General features: G+C 59.5%; 18 protein-coding genes. 10 read left to right on the top strand and 8 right to left on the bottom strand.

Translation table 11 applies throughout. From position 1 onward, the window contains the following. Positions 1-159: 159 nt before the first annotated feature. A complete protein-coding gene (locus ACFFUC_RS14685) occupies positions 160-1062 on the bottom strand; it encodes a helix-turn-helix transcriptional regulator (RefSeq protein ID WP_377687492.1) in 903 nt (300 codons plus the stop codon). 128 nt (positions 1063-1190) lie between these two features. Between ACFFUC_RS14685 and ACFFUC_RS14680 the strand changes: the two genes are divergently transcribed. The 4 genes from ACFFUC_RS14680 to ACFFUC_RS14665 all read left to right on the top strand — a co-directional run bounded on the left by ACFFUC_RS14680 (position 1191) and on the right by ACFFUC_RS14665 (position 5502). Then, entirely contained in the window at positions 1191-2663 is a 1473-nt protein-coding gene (locus tag ACFFUC_RS14680) for an aldehyde dehydrogenase family protein (protein ID WP_377687490.1), read from the top strand. A 568-nt stretch (positions 2664-3231) separates the two neighbouring features. Then, entirely contained in the window at positions 3232-3603 is a 372-nt protein-coding gene (locus ACFFUC_RS14675; RefSeq protein ID WP_377687488.1) for a hypothetical protein, read from the top strand. A 4-nt stretch (positions 3604-3607) separates the two neighbouring features. Then, positions 3608-3943 (top strand): c-type cytochrome, encoded by a 336-nt coding sequence (locus tag ACFFUC_RS14670; RefSeq protein ID WP_377687486.1) that lies wholly within the window; start codon positions 3608-3610, stop codon positions 3941-3943. Then, positions 3940-5502 carry an FAD-binding oxidoreductase gene (locus ACFFUC_RS14665; protein ID WP_377687484.1) on the top strand — a complete coding sequence of 521 codons (1563 nt, stop codon included), beginning with the start codon at positions 3940-3942 and terminating at the stop codon, positions 5500-5502. Before ACFFUC_RS14670 ends, ACFFUC_RS14665 begins: the two co-directional genes overlap by 4 nt. 95 nt (positions 5503-5597) lie before the next feature. Here the strand turns inward: ACFFUC_RS14665 and glpK are convergent, their stop codons facing one another. Continuing rightward, entirely contained in the window at positions 5598-7085 is a 1488-nt protein-coding gene (gene glpK / locus ACFFUC_RS14660; protein ID WP_377687482.1) for a glycerol kinase GlpK, read from the bottom strand. Positions 7086-7308: 223 nt separating this feature from the next. Between glpK and uxuA the strand changes: the two genes are divergently transcribed. Genes uxuA through ACFFUC_RS14645 form a run of 3 tightly spaced genes read left to right on the top strand, consistent with a single transcriptional unit; the run spans position 7309 to position 10912 of the window. Next, on the top strand, positions 7309-8541 hold the full coding sequence (uxuA, locus tag ACFFUC_RS14655; RefSeq protein WP_377687480.1) for a mannonate dehydratase: 1233 nt from the start codon (positions 7309-7311) through the stop codon (positions 8539-8541). Beyond that, complete coding sequence (locus tag ACFFUC_RS14650; RefSeq protein ID WP_377687478.1) at positions 8538-9995, top strand: mannitol dehydrogenase family protein; 1458 nt, start codon at positions 8538-8540, stop codon at positions 9993-9995. Before uxuA ends, ACFFUC_RS14650 begins: the two co-directional genes overlap by 4 nt. An 11-nt stretch (positions 9996-10006) precedes the next feature. Beyond that, positions 10007-10912, top strand: coding sequence for a sugar kinase (locus ACFFUC_RS14645; protein ID WP_377687476.1), 906 nt, complete (start codon positions 10007-10009; stop codon positions 10910-10912). A gap of 419 nt (positions 10913-11331) precedes the next feature. Here ACFFUC_RS14645 and cml read toward each other — a convergent pair whose 3' ends face one another. Together cml and tnpC are read right to left on the bottom strand one after the other, a co-directional pair. Continuing rightward, a complete protein-coding gene (gene cml, locus ACFFUC_RS14640) occupies positions 11332-12534 on the bottom strand; it encodes a CmlA/FloR family chloramphenicol efflux MFS transporter (protein ID WP_377687474.1) in 1203 nt (400 codons plus the stop codon). Between the two features lie 258 nt (positions 12535-12792). Continuing rightward, positions 12793-14472, bottom strand: coding sequence for an IS66 family transposase (gene tnpC / locus ACFFUC_RS14635; RefSeq protein WP_377687473.1), 1680 nt, complete (start codon positions 14470-14472; stop codon positions 12793-12795). A gap of 2363 nt (positions 14473-16835) precedes the next feature. Between tnpC and ACFFUC_RS14630 the strand changes: the two genes are divergently transcribed. Next, complete coding sequence (locus ACFFUC_RS14630) at positions 16836-17891, top strand: dsDNA nuclease domain-containing protein (protein WP_377687471.1); 1056 nt, start codon at positions 16836-16838, stop codon at positions 17889-17891. 57 nt (positions 17892-17948) lie between these two features. Beyond that, a complete protein-coding gene (locus ACFFUC_RS14625) occupies positions 17949-19646 on the top strand; it encodes a hypothetical protein (protein ID WP_377687469.1) in 1698 nt (565 codons plus the stop codon). Between the two features lie 169 nt (positions 19647-19815). Here the strand turns inward: ACFFUC_RS14625 and ACFFUC_RS14620 are convergent, their stop codons facing one another. Together ACFFUC_RS14620 and ACFFUC_RS14615 are read right to left on the bottom strand one after the other, a co-directional pair. Continuing rightward, positions 19816-20271: a DUF6634 family protein gene (locus tag ACFFUC_RS14620; protein ID WP_377687468.1), complete on the bottom strand. Its 456-nt coding sequence runs from the start codon at positions 20269-20271 to the stop codon at positions 19816-19818. Between the two features lie 75 nt (positions 20272-20346). Continuing rightward, on the bottom strand, positions 20347-21027 hold the full coding sequence (locus ACFFUC_RS14615; protein WP_377687684.1) for an AAA family ATPase: 681 nt from the start codon (positions 21025-21027) through the stop codon (positions 20347-20349). Between the two features lie 48 nt (positions 21028-21075). On the opposite strand from ACFFUC_RS14615, the gene ACFFUC_RS14610 reads away from it, so the two are divergent. Beyond that, entirely contained in the window at positions 21076-21528 is a 453-nt protein-coding gene (locus tag ACFFUC_RS14610; RefSeq protein ID WP_377687466.1) for a hypothetical protein, read from the top strand. 66 nt (positions 21529-21594) lie between these two features. On the opposite strand, the gene tnpB is transcribed toward ACFFUC_RS14610, so the two are convergent. Together tnpB and ACFFUC_RS14600 are read right to left on the bottom strand one after the other, a co-directional pair. Continuing rightward, entirely contained in the window at positions 21595-21945 is a 351-nt protein-coding gene (gene tnpB / locus ACFFUC_RS14605; RefSeq protein WP_377687464.1) for an IS66 family insertion sequence element accessory protein TnpB, read from the bottom strand. Beyond that, a complete protein-coding gene (locus ACFFUC_RS14600) occupies positions 21942-22334 on the bottom strand; it encodes a hypothetical protein (protein WP_377687462.1) in 393 nt (130 codons plus the stop codon). The genes tnpB and ACFFUC_RS14600 overlap by 4 nt, the downstream gene beginning before the upstream one ends. Positions 22335-22785: the final 451 nt, after the last annotated feature.

Genomic DNA, 22785 nt, shown 5'->3' with positions numbered 1-22785 from the left:
GTCGATTGACGGAATCCTCCGATGACATGTTTCGGAATAACCAGCGCAAACGCGGATGCGAATGTCAAAAAACGACAATATGATGTGAATTTGTTTCAGAGATAGTCCGGATTGCACGATTTTCCGCCAGCTTTCGCCCGATTCCCCATCACAACCGGTCTAGGGCCAATCGGCAAAGCCCGTCGGTTCGGCCGAGTGCGCCGATGCCGGATCCTTGCGTTCGGCGCGGAAACCACTGGGCGAAACACCTGTATTGCGCTTGAAAAAATGGCTGAACTCGGCGGAATCGGCAAAGCCCAATGCCTGCGCGATTTCGGCGATTCCCCTGCCCGAATGCTCAAGCCAGGCCGCTGCTTCGCGCAGCATGCGCATATGGACCAGCTGGAGCGGCGTCCGACCGAGATTGCGCAGGCAGATGCGCCGCAAACGACTGGTGCTGAGCCCGAGCCGCTCGGCATAGTCGGCAATCCCGAGATGGCTGCGGAAATGGATTTCGACCTCGCGACGGAAGTTTTCCAGCAAATGCGCCTCGCTGCCGAAGCCCGAAACAGCAATCTCCTGATGGCTCGCGCGCCAGATCGCGATGATCAAAAGCCTGAAATATGCGAGAATCGCGATGCGGTTTCCGACAGCCCCCATCTCGCGCTCCTGCAGGATCGCCCGCGCGAATTGCTCGCAATCAAATCCCGTTCCGGCAGCCGGATCCTGCCCGAGGATCAGCTGCCGCCCCAGAGGCAGCATCATCTCCATCTCGGCGCGGCTGCCCATGACCTCGCCCAAAAGCTGCGGAGGCAGGCCGAGAATCCAGCCCTCCGAACCGGCGTCGAGCGTCAGCACCTGCTGCGAGGACGGCGGCAGAATCAGGCCGACCGGCGCGGTAGTGAGATGTTCGGTCTCTCCACCCTCCAGCCGCAGACTGCCCGAACCCAGCAAGACCAGATGGACATAGCCCTCGTACATGCCCCGACAGGGGCGTAACTGGCGGGCACGCAGACCGGCGGGCAAGGGCTCGGCGCGCAGATGTTCGATCAGATCATCGCCAGAGTTGCGGGAGAGAGCCATCGCTTGCGCCTTAATCACATTGTCTTGTCGGAAAATGACATCCATTCTTGCGATGTAAACGGCTAATGTCGTGAATATTGCCGTTGCGTAAGGCGGCAACGATCGGAACCGGTACGGAAAGGCAGCGGATGGGCGAGATTTTGGACGGCATTCGCTCCGGCAAACTTCCGGCTGCCCGCAAGACGCGCGGCGATGCCCATGTGGTTTTGGGCGAAGAGTGTCTGCGCCTCAATCCGGCCGACGGAACCATCGCTTCGCGCGTGCCCGCGATGCGCGCAAATGACGCCCGCAAGATCGCCAATCGCGCCGCTTTGGCCTTTGCCGGTTGGTCGCGGATGGATGGTGCGGACCGCGCCGCGATCCTGCGCCGCGCGGCCGGACTGATCGGATCGCGTCATGACGAGCTGGCTGCCTTGATGCGCGACGAGATCGGTGCGACACCCGCCTGGCAGGCATTCAACCTCGATCAGGCCGCTTGGCAATTCCGCCAAGCCGCCGATCTTGCCGAGAGTTTCCAGACCGAAATCCGCCCTGATCAGAACGGGCAGCACCTGATTTTCCGCGAGCCCGCCGGCGTCTGTCTGGGAATCGCGCCTTGGAATGCGCCGCTTGCGCTCGGGACCCGTGCAATCGCGACCGCGCTGGCCTGCGGCAATGCGGTGATCCTGAAAGCTTCTGAAATCTGTGCCGGCTCGCATCTCGCGATCGGGCGGATCCTGTCCGAGGCGGGCCTGCCCGAAGGCGTGCTCAGCATCGTCACCCATGCGCCCGAACATGCCGAAGAAGTAGTGCAGGCGCTGATCGCCCACGAGGTCGTGCGCCGCGTCAACTTCACCGGCTCGACCCGCGTCGGCCGCAAGGTGGCCGAATTGGCGGCTGTTTCGCTGAAGCGTTGCCTGCTCGAACTGTCGGGCAAGGCCGCGCTGATCGTCCTCGAGGATGCCGACCTTCCTGCCGCCGCCGATGCCGCGATCTATGGCGCCTTTCTCAATCAGGGCCAGATCTGCATGAGCACCGACCGGATTATCGTGCTCGACGCGGTGGCCGACCGCTTTGCCGCGCTTTTGACCGAACGCGCGCGCATGCTGCACGCCGGCCCGCCCGAAGAAGGCGCTCCGCTTGGCCCTGTCGTCAGCGAAGCGGCGGCCGAACGGCTTCAGACTCTGGTCGCCGAGGCTGTGGCTCGCGGCGCGGAATTGCTGTGCGGCGGCGGAAATCGCGGCACTTTCATGGATGCGACCCTGCTGGATCACGTCGAGCCGGGCACGCGGCTTTACAGCGAAGAAATCTTCGGGCCGGTCCTGTCGATCTGCCGCGCCGCGAACGAGGCGGAGGCGCTGTCGATCGCCAATGACAGCCGTTACGGCCTCTCTGCCGCGGTCTGGAGCCGCGATATTGCCCGCGCCACCCGACTGGCTCGCCAGATCGAGAGCGGCATGTGCCACATCAACGCGCCCACGCTGATGGACCGCCCCGACATGCCGGTCGGCGGGATCAAGGAAAGCGGCTACGGCCGGTTCGGTGGCTTTGCCGCGCTGGACGAATTCACCGAGCTGCGCTGGGTCGCGGTCGGCAACGGTGCTGTCCGGCAGCCGCGCTGAGACGAGGATGCCGCAGGCATGGAGCCATCGCACCGCCGGCGCAACTCGCCATGGCGAATGCGCAATTTGCATATCGGAATTGCGCTTAACGCATACCATTTGCGGCAAGACGTTCGTTTGCGCATGTGCCGCTCACGATCAGCATAGCCCCGCCGTCCATCATCATCGGTCACGACATATAACCTGTAGATAATCGATTGCGCAGTAATCATTAGATTTTTACGGAGTATCGCGACGCCAAAGCGTGCGGAACTGCGAAACCATTCCACCTGTAACCCGCAGACATTTTCCCAAACCCCAAAGCCCGGAACGGTTTTTCATTATAAAAACACAGAAACCGGCATTGAAACTGCGTCGTTGACAGGGAATTTCGGCTCTGACACATCGGTAAGCGTTAGCTCGTTGTGCCAGCAGGTTCTAAATCGGGTCCCAACTTGAATCGCCCGACCGAAACCAAAAACATAACCGTAAGGTTATACAATAAAGCTAGCAGCACATGTGATCGACAGCTTCGCAGCGGGCGAGCGGCGGTTGCGGGTGCTTTGTTCAGTCAATTGACGGAGGTGTCATGTTCACCAGACGCGGTTTCCTTCTGACAAGCAGTGGCGCGCTCTCGGCGCTTGCGCTGGCGGGCTCGGCCTCCGCAGCAAGCAGCGATAGCTTTGTCGTCATCGCCAGCCCCGCGCGCGCTACGGGCCCGCTGTCGGAAGACCAGCACTTCACCAAGATCACCCTGAGCGGCGACCGCCTGAGGGATCTTTCCACCCTGGAAGACATCCTGAGAGCCGGCCATGCGCCGCGCATCCGCTTCGTGCTGGATGCCGCCGACGAGGTCATGCTCGACCTCGCGCAAAGCCGCACGGCCTCGGCCTATCATATCACCCCCCTCTCGGCCGGAATGTCGGAATTCCGGTTGAACGCCGTCACTGCGGGAGTTTGAGACAATGACGAAGCTTGCACCGCGCCACCTGCTGGCCGCCGCGGCCCTTGCGCTTAGCGCCACCGCCGTTGGCGCGCAGGACGTTCCCGCCCGCCTCGACGACATCAAGGAATTCGCCTCGGGTCAGGAGGCTTGGGAGAAAGTCTGCGCCCGCTGCCACCTGAGCGGCGTCGGCCCCGATCTCTCGCTGGTCGAATATGACGTCGACACTTTGCGCTTCTTCGTGCGCAACGGCCAGCTTGCCATGCCGGCCTTCCCCGAATCGGCAATCGATGACGCCACGTTGGCCGGCATCGCCGATTACGTCGCCCAGAACATCTATAAAGGAGACGCCCAATGAGCGATCGCGAATTCGCCGTCCTGCCGGAGGGCATCACCCCCGAGATCTTCGCCCAAGCCGTCGCCAAATTCGAAGCGGCCCTTGGCGCGGAGAATGTCCTGTCCTCGGAAGAGCGCCTGACGCCCTATTACAAGACCATGATGCCGGTCGACGACGACCTCTACAAAACCTCCTGCGTCGTGCAGGCGACCACGGTCGAGCAGGTTCAGGCCGTCGTCAAAATCTGTGACGAATTCGCGATTCCGGTCTGGACGATCTCGACCGGCCGCAACTTCGGTTACGGCACCGCCGCGCCCGCGAAACGCGGGACTGTCGTGCTCGACCTCAAGCATATGAACAAGATCATCGAGATCGATCCCGATCTCGGCACCGCACTGGTCGAGCCGGGCGTGACCTATCAGCAGCTTTTCGACTATCTCGAAGCGAACAACCTGCCCTTCTATCTGTCCTGCCCCGCGCCCTCGGCGATCGCGGGCCCCGTCGGCAATACGATGGACCGCGGCGTCGGCTACACCCCCTATGGCGAGCATTTCATGATGCAATGCGGCATGGAGGTCGTTCTGGCCAATGGCGAGGTGCTGCGCACCGGCATGGGCGGGGTCGAGGGCAACTCGGCCTGGCAGGTCTTCAAATGGGGTTACGGCCCCTATCTCGACGGGATTTTCACCCAGTCGAACTTCGGCATCGTGACCAAAATGGGCTTCTGGCTGATGCCGAAGCCTCCGGTCTTCAAACCCTTCAGCGTCGCCTACGACAATGAAGAAGACATTGCCGAGATCGTCGACCTGTTCCGTCCGTTGCGCCTGAACAACGTCATCCCGAACTCGATCGTCTATGCCTCGACCATCTACGAGGCCGCCGGCATCATCTCGCGCCGCAAATATTTCGACGGCGAGGGCGCGACCCCCCCCGAGGTCGTGCAGGAGATCCGCGAGAAAGAGGGTCTTGGCGCATGGAACGTCTATGCGGCGCTTTACGGCACCAAAGAGCAGGTTGATGTGAACTGGGCGATCGTGAAATCGGTTGTAGAGGGCCACGGCAAGGGCCGCATCATCACCGAGGAAGACGCCGGTGGCACCCAGCCCTTCCAGTACCGCGCCGATCTGATGCGCGGTTACATGACGATGCAGGAATTCGGCCTCTACCGCTGGCGCGATGACCGCGGCGCGGGTGGCGGATCGATGTGGTTCGCACCGGTGACGGTCAACAAGGGTTCGGAAACGCTGGACCAGACCAAGCTCGCGACCGATATCCTCAACAAATACGGCTTTGATTATGCGGGCGAATATATCGTCGGCATGCGTGACCTCCATCACATCATCGACGTCCTGTTCGACAAGTCCGACGAAGAGGAAACCAAGCGCGCCTATGAGTGCTTCGACGAGCTTCTGACCGAGTTTGCCGCGCGCGGCTATGCGGTCTACCGCGTCAACAACGCCTTCATGGACAAGGTTGCAGGCATCTACGGTCAGACCCAGCGCGATGTGAACCAGACGCTGAAGCGCGCGCTCGACCCCAAGGGCATTCTTGCTCCGGGCAAATCGGGCATCACTATCTGACCTTTCCCTGGCTGAGGGAGGGCGGAAAGAAAGCCGCCGGAGCATGCTCCGGCGGCTTTTTCATGGGTGCACCAGCATGGAGAACGCGCGGTCCGTCAGGTGACCATCATCGTCGCCTGCACCGCCTTCACCCAGCGCGCATATTTATCGGCGCGCGCACCAGCGTCCATTTTCGGATCGAAACGGCGCTCGAGCGCCCAGTTCTTGGCAAAATCCTGTGGCGAGGGGCAAAGTCCGGCCTGAAGTCCCGCCAGATAGGCGGCCCCCAGCGCCGTGGTTTCCGTCATCTCCGGCCGGTCGACGCTGGTCCCGAGGATATCGGCCAGAAACTGCATCGTCCAATCGCTGGCCACCATGCCGCCATCGACGCGCAGGATGGCATCCTCGGCCATGCCCCAATCGGCGCGCATCGCATCCAGCAGGTCGCGGGTCTGGAAACCCACGCTTTCAAGCGCGGCGCGCGCGAATTCCTTGGGGCCGGAGCTGCGCGTCAGCCCGTAGATCGCACCGCGGCAATCGGGCTTCCAATAAGGCGCGCCAAGGCCGGTAAAGGCGGGGACCATCACCAGATGTTGGGTATCGTCCGCAGCAATCGCCAAGGGCTGGGTCTCGGAGGCGTCGCGGATGATTTTGAGCCCGTCGCGCAGCCATTGCACCACCGCCCCCGCGATAAAGATCGAGCCCTCCAGCGCATAGGTCGTCTCGCCGTTGAGACGATAGGCGATCGTGGTCAGGAGCCGATTCTTCGAGGTCACGAAATCGCGCCCGATATTGAGCATCGCGAAACAGCCGGTGCCATAGGTCGATTTCATCATGCCGGGCGTGAAACAGGCTTGTCCCACCGTCGCGGCATGCTGGTCGCCCGCAACACCGAGGATAGGGATCTCGTGGCCGAAAAGATCGGCACGGCTGCGGCCGAAATCGGCGGCGCAATCAAAGACTTCGGGCAGAAGCGCCATCGGGATGTCGAGCAGCGCGCAGATATCCTTGTCCCATTGGTTGGTGCGGATATTGAACAGCATGGTACGCGCGGCATTGGTCGCATCGGTCACATGGCTGCGCCCGCCCGTCAGGTTCCAGATCAGCCAGCTGTCTACGGTACCGAAGGCCAGCTCGCCGCGCAGCGCACGCGCACGGGCATCGGGGATGGTGTCGAGCAGCCATTTGAGCTTCGTTCCCGAGAAATAGGGGTCCAGCAAAAGGCCGGTCCGCTCGGTAATCATCGCCTCGTGGCCCGCCTCGCGCAGTTCGGCGCAGAATGCGGCGGTGCGGCGGTCCTGCCAAACGATCGCGCGGGCCAGCGGCTTGCCGGTGGCGCGGTCCCAGAGCACACTTGTCTCGCGCTGGTTGGTGATGCCGATCGCGGCAATGCTTGTGGCCTTGATCCGCGCTTTCTCGATCACCGCCCGCGCGGTCCCTGCCGCGCTGGTCCAAAGATCGCCCGCATCATGTTCGACCCAGCCCGAAGCGGGAAAATGCTGCGGGAACTCCTGTTGGGAGACGGCAGCGACCTTGAGGTTCTGGTCGAAAAGGATGGCGCGGGTCGAGGTCGTCCCCTGATCGATGGCGAGAATGAACCTCATACCGGTTCCGTCCTGTTGGCTGTCATTCCCGCCAGACTTGGTCATCACCGCCAAGCTGGCAAGGGAAATCGCCCCCCGCCGCATCGCCGATGCCGGATCGCGCTGGCGGCACCGGTGCACGGGTATTTGGGTGATGAAGAAATCGGGCAGAGCGGCACAATGGCAACTTGCATACTAGTCGGCATTTTCGCAGAATGCTCCGGCATCGAGGAGGAGAGAGCAAATGCGGCAGACGTGGCGCTGGTTCGGGCCCAAGGATCTGACATCCGTTGACGACATGCTTCAGGCAGGGGTCGAGGGGGTTGTTTCGGCGCTTCATCACATGCCGACAGGCGCGGTCTGGCCGGTCGAAGAGATCCGCAAGCGGCAGGACGAAATCGGCCGGATGAAGGATGGTGCGCCGTCCGGGCTGGCTTGGGAAGTGGTCGAAAGCCTGCCGGTTTCCGAGGACATCAAGAAGCAGAAGGGCGATTGGAAGGCGCATATCGCGAACTGGAAGCAAAGCCTGCGCCACCTCAAACAATCGGGGATCGAGGTTGTTTGCTACAACTTCATGCCGGTTCTGGATTGGACGCGAACCGATCTGGCCTACCGCGTTCCGACCGGCGCGACCTGCATGCGCTTTGATCTCGTCGATTTCGCGGCCTTCGACATCCATATCCTCGCACGTCGCGGCGCGGCGGAGAGCTTTGACGCCGCGACGGTGGCCGAAGCCGCCGCGCGCTTTGCAGGCATGGATGCCGCGCGGCGCGGGCAGCTTGCGGGCAATGTCGTGTTCGGTCTGCCCGGTGCGGCGGAAAGCTTTACGCTGGATGATGTGCGCCGCCATATCGCCGAATATGACGCGATTCCCGCCGAGCAATTGCGTCGCCATCTCATCGACTTCCTGTCGGAGGTCACGCCGCTGGCACAAGAGTTGGGGATGCGGCTTTGCTGTCACCCCGACGATCCGCCGGTTCCGCTTCTGGGTCTGCCGCGCGTCATGTCTACCGAGGCGGATTACCGTCAGGTCATGGAGGCCGTCGATCTGGGCGCGAACGGAATCACGCTTTGCTCGGGCTCGCTCGGGGCGCGGCGCGACAATGATCTGCCGGGGATGATGCGGCGGCTGGGGGATCGCGTACATTTCCTCCATCTGCGCAATGTGGCGATCGAGACGCCGACCAATTTCGGCTCCTTCCACGAGGCGGGGCATCTGGAGGGCGGCACCGATATGGTAGCGATGATCGCGGCCGTTCTTGACGAGGAGGCACGTCGTCGTGCCGAAGGCCGCGCCGATTGGCAGATCCCGATGCGTCCCGATCACGGGCAGGATATCCTCGACGATCTCAACCGCCGCGCACAGCCTGGCTATCCCTCGATCGGACGGCTCAAGGGTCTGGCCGAGCTGCGCGGGATCATGACCGCCCTGTCCCATCCCGAAGTGCGCCACCAGATGCAGGCGGCGCGCGCATGAGGCTGACGTCACAGACCCCGCGGAACCAAGGGGCCGACTGGCCCGCCTATGACCCAGAGGCGCGCGGCGTGGGCATTGTCCACCTCGGCCTCGGGGCTTTCGCGCGCGCCCATCTTTGCGCCTATACCGAAGCCGCGATGGCAGCCGAAGGCGGCGATTGGCGCGTGATCGGTGCCAGCCTGCGCGGTCAGGACGTCGCCCGCGCACTCAATCCGCAGGACGGGCGCTATAGTTTGCTGATCAAGGGCACCGTGACAAAGGCGCAGGTCGTCGGGGCTTTGGCCCGGGTCCTCTCCGGCGAGACGGTGGCGCAAGATGTTCTTGCCGCGATCGGCGATCCCGCCTGCCGCATCGTCAGCATGACGGTGACGGAAAAGGGCTACGGGCTGCGCCGCTCGGGCGGCTGCGATCCCGATCACCCCGCCGTTGCCGCCGATCTGGCCCGCCCCGAGGCACCAAGCGGCGTTCTCGGCCTGCTCGCGCTGGGGCTGAAGCGCCGCTTTGCTGCGGGCGTGCCGCCCTTCACCATGCTCTCTTGCGACAACCTGCCCGACAACGGCAGGCTGCTGAAGCTCGCCGTCATGGACTTCGCCCGCCTTGCCCATGGCGAGGATTTGGCCGCAAGAATCGAGGCCGAAGTCGCCTCGCCCTCGAGCATGGTCGACCGCATCACCCCGCGCAGCACCGAAGCGACCTTTGCCGAGGCCGCAGCCCTGATCGGGGCCGAGGATCTCGCGGCCGTCGAAACCGAGCCCTTTTCGCAATGGGTGATCGAGGACCATTTCCCTTCGGGCCGCCCGGCATGGGAAGCGATGGGCGCAACCCTGACCAGCGATGTGCGCCCTTATGAGGCGATGAAGCTGCGCATGCTGAACGGCAGCCATTCGATGCTGGCCTATGCCGGTTTCCTCTCGGGCAGACCTTTCGTGCGCGATGTCATGGCCGATCCGGCGCTGTCCCTGCTGGTGCGCCGCCACCTCGGCGCGGCGGCCGCAAGCCTGCCCGAAGGTGCGCCCGATCCGGCCGCCTATGCCGAGGCACTGGTCGCGCGCTTTCAGAACCCCGCGATCGCCCATGCCACGGCCCAGATCGCAATGGACGGCAGCCAGAAGATGCCCCAGCGCATTTTTGCGCCCGCCTGCGAGGCTCTGGCGGCAGGTCAGGACATCGCGGCCTTTGCCTTCGCGACCGCTGCATGGATGCGCTACGCTTTGGGTCGGGACGAGGCGGGCAAAGGCTACGCCCTGAACGACCCCCGCGAAGCCGAAATCACCGCCGCGCTTGCGGGCAAGGAAGGTGCTGCCCCGATCTTTGACGCTTTGGCGGCTCTACCCGAGCTTCTGCCCCCTGTCCTGAACGCCGACATTTTCCGCGACGCCTGTGTTTCGCGGCTTGAAACCATGCTGGTGATCGGCATGATCCCGGCGATCGCCAAGGAGGCGGGAATCCACTGAAAGGCCGTCCCATGCGCAAAATCGCCTGTATCGGGGAATGTATGATCGAGCTCTCGCAAGCGGACGAGGGTTTGTGGCGGATGGGCTATGCGGGCGACACGCTGAACACGGCCTGGTATCTGCGCGCGCGGCTTGGCTCGGAATGGCAGGTCTCTTATGTGACGCGCATCGGCGAGGACCGTTTCTCGGGAGAGATGCTGGCCTTCCTGACCGCGGCCGGTATCGACACCAGCACGATCCAGCGCGAAAGCGCCCGCAATATCGGCCTTTACGCGATCAGCCTGAGCGAGGGCGAGCGCAGCTTTACCTATTGGCGCGGCCAATCGGCGGCGCGGGGTCTGGCCGATGATGCGGCGGTTCTCGCTGCGGCCATTGCCGATGCCGAATTGTGCTATTTCTCGGGGATCACTGTGGCGATCCTGCCGCCCGAAGGCCGCGCGACGCTGTTCGCCGCCCTCCGCGACGCCAAGGCGCGCGGCTGCACGCTGGCCTTCGATCCCAATATCCGCGAGCGCCTTTGGCCCGACCACGAAACCCTGCGCGCCGCGATCTCAGAGGCCGGCGCTTTGGCCGATATCGTTCTGCCGAGCTTTGACGACGAGGCGCAATGGTTCGGCGATGCCGACCCCGAGGCGACTGCCGCGCGCTATCTTGCGCTCGGGGCCAGCGAAATCGTGGTCAAGAACGGTGGCGGCAAGCTTTGCTTGCGCAACGAGACCACCCATGCCGCACCGCATTTCCCGTCCGTGACCCCGACCGACACAACCGGCGCGGGCGATTCCTTCAACGGCGGCTATCTTTCGGCCCGCCTTCAAGGCGCGGATATGGAAACAGCTGCACGCGCAGGCCATGACCTCGCCGCACGGGTGGTCCGCCATCCCGGCGCGCTGATCCCGCAGGGCGATCTCGAGACGTGACATTCAAAGGGCGTGGCGGGCCATTGATCGCGCCGCCGCGCCTTAGCGCCACATATCCTTTCGGAAAAAGCTTGCGACTTTTCAGTGACTTGCCTCCGCCGGCTCGCGCTGTCTTGTCGCGGGACCGCGCTACCGCACCTTTGGTCGCGACCTTGATAAGAACGTTTCCTTTTTCTCTCCCTTGCGTGGTTTCCAAAAGGAAAGGGCGACCATCAGCGGCCAAAGCTTGCCAAGTTCAAGCCGGCAATGGCGGCACCGGAGTCGAGTGAAGGGATATAGTTATCGCGGGTCCTGAATGGGCCGTAAGCGGTGCATATGACCCCCGGCCTTATTCCTGTTCGCATTGATCTAGGTCGAGTAAACTGGCGCAAGCGCCAGTTTACCTTCCGACGTGTAATTTGGCAGTTTATTGATATTTTTCAATGCACTGACGTGTGTCGCTTCCCTGCTGCTCTAACCCAAGCAAACGAAACGCTCGCCATGATCGTAGTGTAGGTGATCAAGGGCAGTGCGGTATCGCCTCCGAGCATGACGACAAAAGCCGTCCCCACGACCCCCACGATCAAGCTTTGCACGCAGAAATGCAGCGCGACGGCCATCCCGGCGATCTCGCCAAATTCCGCGAGCGCACCGTTGGCTGTGACCGAGCCGATCATCACGATCCCAACTGCAACGAGCCACATCGGCATGATGAAGGAGAGCAGTGACGGGGCGAGGATCAGGTGTCCAAGCAAGAGCAGAAGCGCTCCAGCCAACATCAGGAGCAAACCGCGGCAGGCGCAACCGCGTACTCCCCATCTATCGACGAAGATAGCTGCGAAGCGCGAAACCGCGATCATGACTACGGCAACGGTTGCAAAGGCCACGCTGAAGCCAAACTCACCATATCCGGCGCGCTCAATGAGCAGGCGTGGGGCGGTCGAGAAGAAGACAAAGAACGCACCCATCGCCGTGCCAAAGGCGAACGTATAGGCCCAGAAGGCGCGGCTGCTCAGGATGTCCCGCGCGGTGAGGTTGGTTGGCTCAGCCCTTCTGACGCGAGTTTCTCTCCATTTCGGCAGAATGGCAGCGGTCAGGATGAGCGCGGCGATTCCCAGCAGGTAGAAGATCCAGCGCCAGCCAAAGGCTTCGGCCACGATTGCGCCGATGATCGGACCAAGCGCTGGAACAAAGGACAGCATAGCGTTCATGAGGCTGTAAATCGTGCCGCTTTCGGGTCTATCGGCATAGACATCGCGAATGGTCGCGAAGATCGCGACAAGCATGGCAGACGCGCCAAGTGCCTGGGCGCCACGAAGGGCAACGAACGGCGCGGCCGTCGAAACCGCGCCAAGACCGAAGCTGGACAGAACGAACAGGATGGCCCCGAACGCCAGCACGGGACGCCGGCCGATCCCGTCAGAGATCGGGCCGAAGACCACCTGACCGACGCCCAGCATGATCATGTAAAGCGTCAGGGTCAGCTGAATGATAGAGGGGCTGGTGCCGAGGATAGACGGCATTGCGGGAACAATGGGCAGATAGATATCCATCCCGAGCGAGGCGATCAAATTAAATGGGATCAGCAGCGCGAGCGCGACTGTCAGGCTGTAATTCCACAGCCGTAAAGGTTGGGTTTGCATGGGTAGCTTCCGTAGGAATGAATCCGACGGCCGTTCAGGGACGCAAGCGCGCTGACCATGTGACGGCCGCAACAACCAAAGTCAGGGTTGTGGCGGCTTAGCGGCGTGCTTTCTTCGGTCCCATGTCGATCTCCCTCTTGCCCGAGAGCGCATAGCACAGTCTGGGATGGCGATCAAACTGACCGCCACCCTTTTTATTAATGCTGAGTTTGCTCCCGCCAAGCTGATGCCGGCTGGAGCTAGCTCCGCGGGCTGACGTTAGTCCTTGGCCTTGTACCGACCTTTCGGGCAGTTCCACGGCATCAGCCTATGATACTCGGACCGGGGCAACTTCTTTGCCAACTGCTCAAACACCCATGTGAAGTAGGTGTAGGGTTCGACGCCGTGAAGCTTGCAGGTACCGACCAGACTGGCCATGATCGCCCAGTTCCTTCCGCCAACCTCAGATCCAGCGAAAAGGGCGTTCTTGCGCAAAAGCGCAATCGGCCGAATGGCATTTTCTACCGGGTTATTGTCCATTTCGACGCGGCCATCCGACAGGAACACAAGCAGGCCGTCCCATAGATTCAGCGTATAGCTGATAGCCTCGCCGAGGATGGACTTCGTTGCGATAGATGCTGCCGTCTGCTCCAAGCTGCTCTTGAGTTCAGCGGCGAGAGGAGCGGTCTCCCGTTTGCGTACACTGAGCCGATGGCTGGCGGGCGTTCCCGCTATCCGCTGTTCGATCCCGTACATGGCATTGATCTGATCAAGGAGGTGCTTTGCAGCCATGGATTTGGTCGATAGCCAAAGCTGATGGAAACGCCGTCGGACGTGAGACCAGCAATAAGCGAGCTTGATGGGACCGTTTGGACGACCCTCGCTGGTCAGCCGGTTATACCCGGGGAAGCCATCGACCTGCAGTACTTCTCGGAAATCACCAAGGAACCGCTCACCGTGCTCGCCCGCCCGAGATTGAGCGAAGTCGAAGACCACGGCAGCAGGTAGGTTGCCCAACCAGCGTCTATCATCTCTGCACAATGCCCAAGCATAGCAATTCCGGACTTTTCCATTCCCTGGCACGAATTGCGGCATTATGGTTTCGTCCATATGCAGCTTGCCGGAAGCGCGAACATCCTCAAGAAGCGCCTCGTAGACTGGCTTAAGCGCTTCAACTGTGCTGGTCATCAACCGGCTCAGTGTCCCACGATGGATTTTGGCGCCTGATCGTTCGAAGATCTGCTCGATACGGAACAAGGGAAGGAAGTCGGCGAACTTACTCGTTGCGATGCCCGCTCGCAGTTCGGGACCGTACTTGGTAAAATCAAAGGCCTGATCAGGTACCTTTGCCTGAAAGACTGTCTTGCAGCCCGGACACTTGTACTTAGGAAATCGCTGCTCAGTCACCACGACCCTGGCTGGCCGGAAACCTACTTTCTCGACGATTTGGACACCAATCACAGTTGCCTGACAGCCGCAGTAATCGCAGCTGGTAGATGGCGGTTCGTGGACCTCGAGCGCCCGGGGAATATTGTCCGGCAGTCTGACGGCTCGCTTTCCCGATGATGTTCGTTGGGGGGCATCAGTGACTTGCCCCGTTGTGACGGAACCAGCCTCGATCCCGTTTTCCACCCCGTCCTTGGACTCATCGTTATCGGGGACAATTCCGGATAGCGTCTCCCCGATATTTTCCGTTCCCGATTTCGCCGTCTTCTCACTGCTCTGTGCGAAGATTACGAGCTTTAGGGTGGCAAGCTGCTCCTTGCAACGCTTCCATTCTGCGGTCGCCACCTTACATTTGGCGCTCAGCACTGAGTAGGCAGCGTCTTTTTGCGCGCAAATCTTTTCATGCTCCGCGTCGCGACGCAAATCAGCTGCCGCGATCTCAAGCGCGGCTGATGATACAGCTAAGTCATCATGCCGCAAGAGTGGCTCGCAAGCCATTTGAATAATATCCATGTAATCTCATCCCTTTTACTGAGGCGCGACACGAACGCAAGAATGCCGTTCGCTCGCTCAGCGCGGTTTTGCTTGACTTGATGATGTCAGGGTGGGATGAAAGGGGACGATCGTGGTCTAAGCGATTTCCGGGCCCTGAGGATTTACAGATCCGAAGGGCCCTTTTCCTTTCCAAGATCATAAGCTCTAGATCATCTGCGCACTCCCTTCATAAGGCGGGGCCCAGAAAGGGCGACCTTTCTGGTGAGAAAACAGTTCATCGCGAAGCAGTCCTCCGCCGTGAAACCCTGAAGTGCCAAAAAATTCAGGGTTCATTTTTTCTGCGCGAATCGAATCACCAGATCAAGAGGAAATAATTTGAGCGATTTTGGGGCGGTCCTTATTTGATCAATTATTTTATGCGAAAAAGTGAATAAGTAAGATTTTTCGCATAACTCTATTTCTCTATTAGAAAAATCGAGACCCCAGAGCGTTAATTTATATGCGATTTATTTTGAGAGTGTTCGGCTTTGCATTTTTCGCAAACGGCTACAAACGCCGATATTTCAATTTGGGCGAATTTCCGCCTAAGGTCATTATCATGCCGCCGGTATATGAGGATGGTTAAGCTTGACAGGCCTCAGGGGCAGGAGATTCCAGATGGTGACGCTAAATTTCTCATTCTGAAGGCAGAATCCTCAGAGTTGGATCATGCTGCGAGTCCGTCGATCCACTGCCCCTATTTTGAGCTATGAGAAAACCCATAGGAAATCTGGTTCGCTTCGATCACTGCAGCCGTGGCCGACCTGAAGGTCCTGGGCGCTGGGAATCCCGTACGGAGGAAGGTGTCGGAATTGACCGCGGGCTGTAGTTCTGGGCTAGGGTATATTCAGCCCTAGGCCGACTGCCGTCTGAAGTTTTCGCTATGAAGCAGTATTTTCCGAAGTTGACACTTGGTCCAGGCGAGTTGAGATCCTGGCCGCGATGTTAGCGATGCCGGGCCGCGCGAACGGTCACTATCGTGCGAAGCGCCAGATGAACGCATCCCCGAGTTGGATAGGTGGGGCAACGACCTCGATCCCTCCAAGCTTGACGTAAAATCTAGGTTGGCGTTCAGCGCGAGCGCGGTGAGGTAGAGGCCAGAACAACCAAAAGAAGCAACGCCGGAAATCACCCTTTGGAACAGAAGTCGGCCAACGCCTCGGCACTCGAACCCCGGCCGAAGGTACAGCGCGTAGAGTTCGTATGGCGTTGCACAATTCGGTTAACGGCCACGTCCCCAAGACACGAATCCAATCAGGTTCCCAGACTTGGCCTCGCAGGCTACAAGGTAATGCACGTCACGTCGTGCGAAAGTTCGTTTATGGCGAGATGCTTGGGTGCCCGGCGTGATTGACTGCAAGAAGTCTCGTGGCAGTAGATCGCAGAACGTGTGCTGCCACGATTCCGAGACGATCTCACCAATCGCGGAAATGTCTGCCGGATGCGCAGGTCGTATCGTTATCCCGGGCTCAACCATAGGGTCATTCAACCTATAGCAAGGGCTGGAAGCAAGTCGCTACGTGTCCGGTACGTCGATCATCGCCTTGGCAGTAGACCAGGCGAGGCGTGTCCATCGCAGTGTCAATGACGGCCCTAAGCCGACGGTCGGGCTCGACCCGCGCTGGGTGGCCGCATCCCGAAAGCCGACGTTCGACTGGTGCTGCGGCGCAATGACGGACATGATGACAGCCATGCAAGAGAGGCAAGCTCGCCTTGAGTTCGTACGTAACTCCCAGCCGACCAGAAACGGGCCAGTGCGCCATTGGGTAAGCGAGCACGAGAGGCGCTATCGGAGCGGGAGGGTTGTTCTAATCAAGAGCCACCCACGAGGACGAGAACCGGCGTTCAACTTGCCGACTCGTGTCATGGGGCCCGATCCGAAAAGATCGATATCATGATTCCTAAGCGGCGGCAGGGATTGAAGGCAGAGGGCGTCGAGTGATGCCCTGCGCCATGGCAAGCGACAGGGCTGCGAGGTTGGGACAATCAGTAGGACAAGCCTGCATGGCCGGCCCATCGCCGTCTCTATCATCATTGAGCGCAGCGCAACCCGGCGAAACATCCATTCAACCGCACCGCTGCGAAATGCGGTTGCAGCCCTTTTGCGACATCGGCTTGGTGGTGCTTGAGGCAAACGCGATACAGCTGCTTGCCTGAAACCTTGGCACTAGGCCCTCGAACTGCGTGCCGTCCGCCGGAGTGTCGAAAACGCCACGCCCATCAAATAGCCGCCGGCTCCTCTTGAGGTTGAATTTGGAAGTGGGCTTAATGTTTCATGAAGTCTGCGCTCCAATGCGGCGGCGACTGGTATGATGTAGTAGCGCCGCAGACGGGAGCTGATGGTGGGTGTCAAAGAATTTCTAACGTGTGTCCCCGAGCGTGAGAAGGGTGGCCAAACTGCATTGGATCGGTTTGACTATCAGACAGCTTGGGGCGTTTCTAGGCTGTTGGATTTGCACGAGAAGGGATCGAATTACGCTGTCGCCTTCGAATTTCATGATGACATCGTCGCGCTTGACGATGCGGATGAGCCGTCATCCGCGATCTTTTATCAAGTGAAGACCAGAGAAACTGGTAATTGGTCCTTTGCAAAAATCACGCATCGCCCCTCCAGCAAAGGCATCAAGAAGAGTTCGTTCGCCGGAAAGATGTTCGATAACTGTGTTCGTTTCGGCGCCACCGTTGAACGATTGGTATTCGTCAGCAATCAGCCGTTACCGGAGGTGATTGTTGCCCATGGAGAGGAAAAGTTTTCCTCGGCTGAGAAGGCGAAGCTCGAGAAGTTCGTTAAGGCGATTTCCGAAGAGGTGGATGGTTATGATGATGGTGTTCATAACGTACTCTTCTTCTTCGTTTTCTCCGATCTAAATCTGACGAACTACCAAAATACGGTGATTGGACGCATCGCCGAATTCCTCGAGTCCGAACTTGGCTCCGATATCCCGCCCAAGACGTTCGCGCTGGCTCTGAATGATTTCTGCCGTACGCGCTCCAAGGCGCTAGCAGATCTCGGGAACTTCGAGGCGTTGAAGGCTTCGAAGTTCGTCACGCGAGCGAATATGATGAAGTGGTTGACACAGGCCCAAGATCACCATTCACATCGCCCAGACTGGAAGACTGCGTCGGATGATCTGACCGTGCCTTTCAAGGAGAAGGTCGGTATCCAAGCCTCTTGGCGTGAATACGAAATGCTCGTGCGTTCCCGCACGAATGCCGCAACGGTGGCGTTTACCCAGGAACTTCATGATGTAGTGTATGCCGGTGTCGATCAGGCCGACGATAAAATGCATCTCTTAGATATCGTGTTTATAGAAGCGAAAAACCTAGTCGCGGAGTGGCACCCTGGCGCGAGCGATTTTCTGGTCAAGGCGGCGATCTTGTATGAGTTGCAGCGATGAGACGTAACGAAGATCAGCTCTTTCAACTCTTGATCAGAAATCTGCGAAAAAAGAACGATGAAAAAATTGCGCTTCGAAAGCTTGGAGTTGTTGTCTCTCAAAGAACGGAAGGCACGCCGGATCTCATTTCATCCGAAGATGACGGTGATCATCGGCGAAAATGACGTCGGTAAATCGTCGGTTATCAAGAGCATCTATTGGACTCTGGGAGCCGAGGCGGCGAAGGTTCATCCCAACTGGGTGGAAGCGAACATCAAGTCGCTCCTCACATTCACCGTGGATGATGTCCGCTATCGGGTTCTCAGAGAGCGGAACCGCTTTTCGTTCTTCACGGATGACGGCAAGCTCGTCATTCGAGCCAACAGTGTGGTAAAGGAGCTCGCGCCCTTTATGGCGGAGCTGCTGGATTTTAAGCTGGTTCTATCGAGTCGTGCCGGGGAGCCCGAAATTCCGCCACCCGCCTATGCTTTTTTACCCTTCTACATTGACCAGGATGACGGCTGGACCAAGCCACTCGAATCCTTCGCAAATCTCGCGCAATACAACGCCTATAAAAAGCCGGTTATCGAGTTCCACACCGGCATTCTGCCGAACGAGTTCTACGTCTTGGAGGCAAACAAGCGTCAGATCCAGATCAAGCAACGTGAGTTCCAGGCGGATCGAAACGTTGTTCAGAAGGCCATAGAGAAGGTCAGGCTTACGGTGACCTTCGATGGCCTGGAGCTCAGCACTGAAGGTCACGAAGTCGCAATCGAGCGGTTGCTGGTCCGGCTGAAACAGCTTCGCGAAGATCGACGGACCCGCGCGGCAAAGCTCGCCGAAATTTTGGATCAGCGGGTAATAACCGATAATCAGATCGCCACCGTGCGCGCGGCACTTCAGGAGATCGAAAAGGACATCGTCTTCGCTCGTGATCTTCCTGAGGAGATCCTGTGTCCCACCTGTGGCACGTCCCACCAGAACGATTTTGCCAATCGATACAGCATTATCGAGGATCGCGAGGCGTGCCTCGAGTTCATTTCTGACTCTTCGACGAAAATCCAGCAACTTGCGAAATCGGCCGCTTCCGTAGATGCGGAGGTGCGAGATGCGGATGCGGCGATGGCCGAGATCCAAGCCGCGCTCAACGCCCGGCGCGACGATGTCTCCTTGGCGGATGTCATCGAGAGCAAGGGCCGACGCATTGCGTCTGATCTTTTCCGGGAACAATTCGACAATCTCACGGATGAGATTTCGATTCTCGTGAATGAAATCAAAGAGATCGAAGAGAAGCTGAGCGCGTTGAAGGACAAGAAGCGTCGCGATGAGATCGTCGCCTTCTACGCCCGGCTCATGCTCTCCTATCTCGATCGGCTCGATGTTGCCAACTACAGTATTCAGGAATTCACCAAGCTGCCGGCCCGAATTTCGGAGACCGGTAGTGACCTGCCGCGGTCGATCCTCGCTTACTACCTCGCGATCATAAATACGATGAACGAGTTCTCGACGTCGTTCTTCGGGCCAATCGTCATCGACAGCCCAAACCAGCAGGACCAGGACGCAAAAAACGTGGGCGCCATGATTGACCTCGTCGTGAAGGCGGTGCCGCACGACGCGCAGGTGATTCTCGGAACCGTGTCACTGCATGACCAGAAATTCGAGGACGCCGATATTATCGAATTCACCGACAAGCTGCAGGTTTTGCGTGCTGGTGAGTTCGAGAGCGTGCATGCGACGCTACAGCCATTCATGGATATGGCCGCGGACGCCAGCTGAGGCTCCTGCTTTCTGTTCACACCTGCGCAGTGTGTCGCTCTCCGAACGAGTCGTGAATGACCGATATCGCCGATTGCCGCGTATGCGATGCCGCGATCTCATAGACCGCTGTCCGCCCTTCGGGTCGATTTAGACAGTGCTCAGGCGCCTGTGATCAACGGTTGAGCCGTTAAGCCTTGGCCTCCGGATATTCCAACGAAATTTTCCGAACAAGGGCTACATAGTCCGCGAGCAACCGGTCCAGGTGGTCTGCATCAAGTGGCGTGTGAGGCGAAAAATCGAACAGGGCGGAGACCACGTCGTGTCCGGCTTTGTGACATGCCTGGATGAGCTCTGCTTCAAGGTCGTTGAATGGCCGCCCCAGTCGATACCAGCGACTGATGGTTCGCGCCCAGCCAGCCTCGCGGTCAATGGCGATCAGTCGGGAACTCGTCATCGTTGTTTTGCCAAGTTTGGGATGATCTGTCACCTCGCCAAACAGCATCGACATACCGCGAGAGTCCAGCAAGACTTGCCAAAAGGCCAGCAACGGAGCGTCTGCCAAATCGATTTCAGTCGGCCCTACCTCTGCGGCGTGAATAGCGCTAATGGCACGATTCAATTCTTTGCGGTGATGAGGAATCATCGTTGATCTCCTGAGCGTGGGATGGGCGCCAGCGCCGCTCGAAGTGGGTTTTCTGCTGGCGCTGGCGAGGCCGTATCAATGCAAGGGTGGCGCGTTCTCGAGTTCGCTCGCGCGCTGCAGCATCCGCGAGGCAAGGCGCAGACTCGGTTGGCTGGTTCGGCAGGATGGGTGTTGTATTGCTTCTAGGATCGTTTCGATCGCCAGGTCCGAGAGGCATCGCTTTTCGCCTTCGCGCCGGACAAAGCCTTCAATTTCGTCCTTGTTCAGATTGCGTAGACGGATCGGTGGGCAGCGGCTCAGCAGAGGTTCCGGAAGTCGCCGATAGTCATTGCAGGTCAACACATAGTTGACGCAGCTGACGTCGAACCGGATGTCATAGTACGGGCACTTCCAACGGCGGGAGGTCAGCGTTTCCAAGAGCGGCAGCAAGGAATCTGCCAAGCCGTAGCTGTGTCCCTTGCTCGACGTGACCGTTCCAGCCTTTTCCAGTTCGTCGATCACTACAAGCGGATTGGCGACCAGATTGCGAAGGATTGTCTCAATCAATCGACCTGGTTGCGCGTTGCCCCACCCGCGCTGAGAGCCGGTCAGCCCGAAGGATGCACTTTCGCTGGTTGCCTCGACAACGGTCGTCGGAAGCATAAGGAATGCGCCCAAGCGACGAGACCAGTGACTTTTGCCAATGCCAGGTGGGCCGTCGAGAAGTAAGGGCGGTAGGCGCAAACCGTGTGCGCCTTCGCGCACGGAGCGTCGCATGGCGTGCCAGACGATCTCGGTCGCCGGCGCCATCCAAGGGGCTTCAGCATGAAGTTGCGCTGCAATCCCATCGGCACGATGCTCACTTGGTACGGCCACCAACTGAACACCGCTCCTGAGAACCTCAAGCCTCTCGCGGTCTTCACGTTTGAGATGGCTCATGCCACTCGCCGCGTCGCGGCGAGCCAGGAGACGAGAAATTCGACGCTGGATCTTCTGCAGGTCATCGCGCCCAAGACTATGCCTATGCCCGATCTGTGCAGGCACCTTGGCTGCGATCTCGTAGCAATCGTCGTCGCTGTGGTCAGAGAAGCCGCGAAGACGACAGAGATGACCTTCGAACCTGGTTTCAAGATTTGCGCGGGCATCAGCCGGGTCAAAGAATCTGATCTCGGCAAAAGGGATGAGAGGCATGTGATTGAGCTTTTCTTAGACAAGCTGCTGCCGTCGGCGCGAGCGACATCGGCGCCGTACAGCACGCTTTTTGCTTGGGATCTATGATCGCCACGGCGTTGCTCTGGTCGTGGACCTCGCTACGGTCCCGCCGACTGCGTGGCTGAGTTCAGTTCAGGCCAATCGGATCTGGCGATATCGGGGCTTGATGACCTGCCGCCAATCGATGCCCTCGAACAGGGCTTCGAACTGGGCCTTGGTCAATTGTAATATCCCGTCTGCGATCTTGGGCCAGATGAAGCCTTTGCCCTCGATCCTTTTGTAGACAAGGATCAGGCCGGTACCGTCCCACAGGAGTATTTTCATCCGCTCTCTCCCTTTCGAACGAAAGATGAAGAAGGCGCCCGAAAATGGATCCAGATCGAAATTTCTGGATACCAAACTGGCGAGGCCATCCATCCCTTTGCGGAAGTCGACAGGTTCGGTGGCCAGGTAGATCTTGTAGGTGTTGGAGGGCGTGATCATGACGCACCTGTCGCGACGCGAATGATCTTGTGCAGATCCTTCTCCGCAATCGAGATCGGGAATTCGACGATCAGCGATCCAATATGGAGCTTCGCCGAGCATTGGTTGATATCCCCGTCGACAGGAGAGGCGCGTTCGGCGGATGTTTCAATCAGGACCTCGGCGAAAGCCGGAGGTCGCGCGGGCACAACCTCTCCGCGCGCACGACGATCTGCGACGTACCATTTGCGTACAAGGCATTCATGTGCGCCGATCTCGGCCGCGACATCGCCAGGCCGTGCACCATCGCGCAGTCGCTTGACGGCCTCGCGTTTGAGGGCGTTCGGCCAAATGCTCTTCCCGCTGGGGGATGATCCGATCTGGTAGCCCCAGACCTCGCGCACATCCATGTTGACCTCCTGCCTCAAGTTACAGGAAGGATATCATCGTGCCGGAAGTCCGAGATAGGACCCTTTGAGGGGGTCATATGCACCGCTTACAATGGGCCGAGTAGAGAAAGACTTTCAACCCGTCTGGTCCTCTCCCTTCCCGATCTACACGGAGGCTAGCGATCCAACACGGCTCTGTTCGGTGTATGCGAACAATGAAGACTCCGTTCGAGCACCCCTGGCCGCCCACGCAAGATCGGAGGAACGACATCAGGCGGTTCTGTCGCGACGGTGTTCCAGCTACGGCCCTCGATCATTCGAAAGGCGCATACTTGGGTTAGGGATGATCGGCTGTCCACATATCCATACGCGGCGAAGCCATGCCGGCGCCTCACGGATTCACACGTCTTCGGCATTTATGAACGCAAAAAGCGCCCATTTTGGGCGCTGTTTTTTTGGATATTGGTTGCGG

Origin of the sequence: Paracoccus cavernae, assembly GCF_042430175.1 — a bacterium.
In the GTDB taxonomy this organism is placed as follows: domain Bacteria; phylum Pseudomonadota; class Alphaproteobacteria; order Rhodobacterales; family Rhodobacteraceae; genus Paracoccus; species Paracoccus cavernae.
This window is presented reverse-complemented; position numbering and strand designations above follow the sequence as displayed.

Bases quoted from the DNA above. Each gene is read 5' to 3' on its own strand.
- ACFFUC_RS14685 (WP_377687492.1), bottom strand. From the start codon at position 1,062: ATGGCTCTCTCCCGCAACTCTGGCGATGATCTGATCGAACATCTGCGC.
- ACFFUC_RS14680 (WP_377687490.1), top strand. From the start codon at position 1,191: ATGGGCGAGATTTTGGACGGCATTCGCTCCGGCAAACTTCCGGCTGCC.
- ACFFUC_RS14675 (WP_377687488.1), top strand. From the start codon at position 3,232: ATGTTCACCAGACGCGGTTTCCTTCTGACAAGCAGTGGCGCGCTCTCG.
- ACFFUC_RS14670 (WP_377687486.1), top strand. From the start codon at position 3,608: ATGACGAAGCTTGCACCGCGCCACCTGCTGGCCGCCGCGGCCCTTGCG.
- ACFFUC_RS14665 (WP_377687484.1), top strand. From the start codon at position 3,940: ATGAGCGATCGCGAATTCGCCGTCCTGCCGGAGGGCATCACCCCCGAG.
- glpK (WP_377687482.1), bottom strand. From the start codon at position 7,085: ATGAGGTTCATTCTCGCCATCGATCAGGGGACGACCTCGACCCGCGCC.
- uxuA (WP_377687480.1), top strand. From the start codon at position 7,309: ATGCGGCAGACGTGGCGCTGGTTCGGGCCCAAGGATCTGACATCCGTT.
- ACFFUC_RS14650 (WP_377687478.1), top strand. From the start codon at position 8,538: ATGAGGCTGACGTCACAGACCCCGCGGAACCAAGGGGCCGACTGGCCC.
- ACFFUC_RS14645 (WP_377687476.1), top strand. From the start codon at position 10,007: ATGCGCAAAATCGCCTGTATCGGGGAATGTATGATCGAGCTCTCGCAA.
- cml (WP_377687474.1), bottom strand. From the start codon at position 12,534: ATGCAAACCCAACCTTTACGGCTGTGGAATTACAGCCTGACAGTCGCG.
- tnpC (WP_377687473.1), bottom strand. From the start codon at position 14,472: ATGGATATTATTCAAATGGCTTGCGAGCCACTCTTGCGGCATGATGAC.
- ACFFUC_RS14625 (WP_377687469.1), top strand. From the start codon at position 17,949: ATGAAAAAATTGCGCTTCGAAAGCTTGGAGTTGTTGTCTCTCAAAGAA.
- ACFFUC_RS14620 (WP_377687468.1), bottom strand. From the start codon at position 20,271: ATGATTCCTCATCACCGCAAAGAATTGAATCGTGCCATTAGCGCTATT.
- ACFFUC_RS14615 (WP_377687684.1), bottom strand. From the start codon at position 21,027: ATGCGACGCTCCGTGCGCGAAGGCGCACACGGTTTGCGCCTACCGCCC.
- ACFFUC_RS14610 (WP_377687466.1), top strand. From the start codon at position 21,076: ATGAAGTTGCGCTGCAATCCCATCGGCACGATGCTCACTTGGTACGGC.
- tnpB (WP_377687464.1), bottom strand. From the start codon at position 21,945: ATGATCACGCCCTCCAACACCTACAAGATCTACCTGGCCACCGAACCT.
- ACFFUC_RS14600 (WP_377687462.1), bottom strand. From the start codon at position 22,334: ATGGATGTGCGCGAGGTCTGGGGCTACCAGATCGGATCATCCCCCAGC.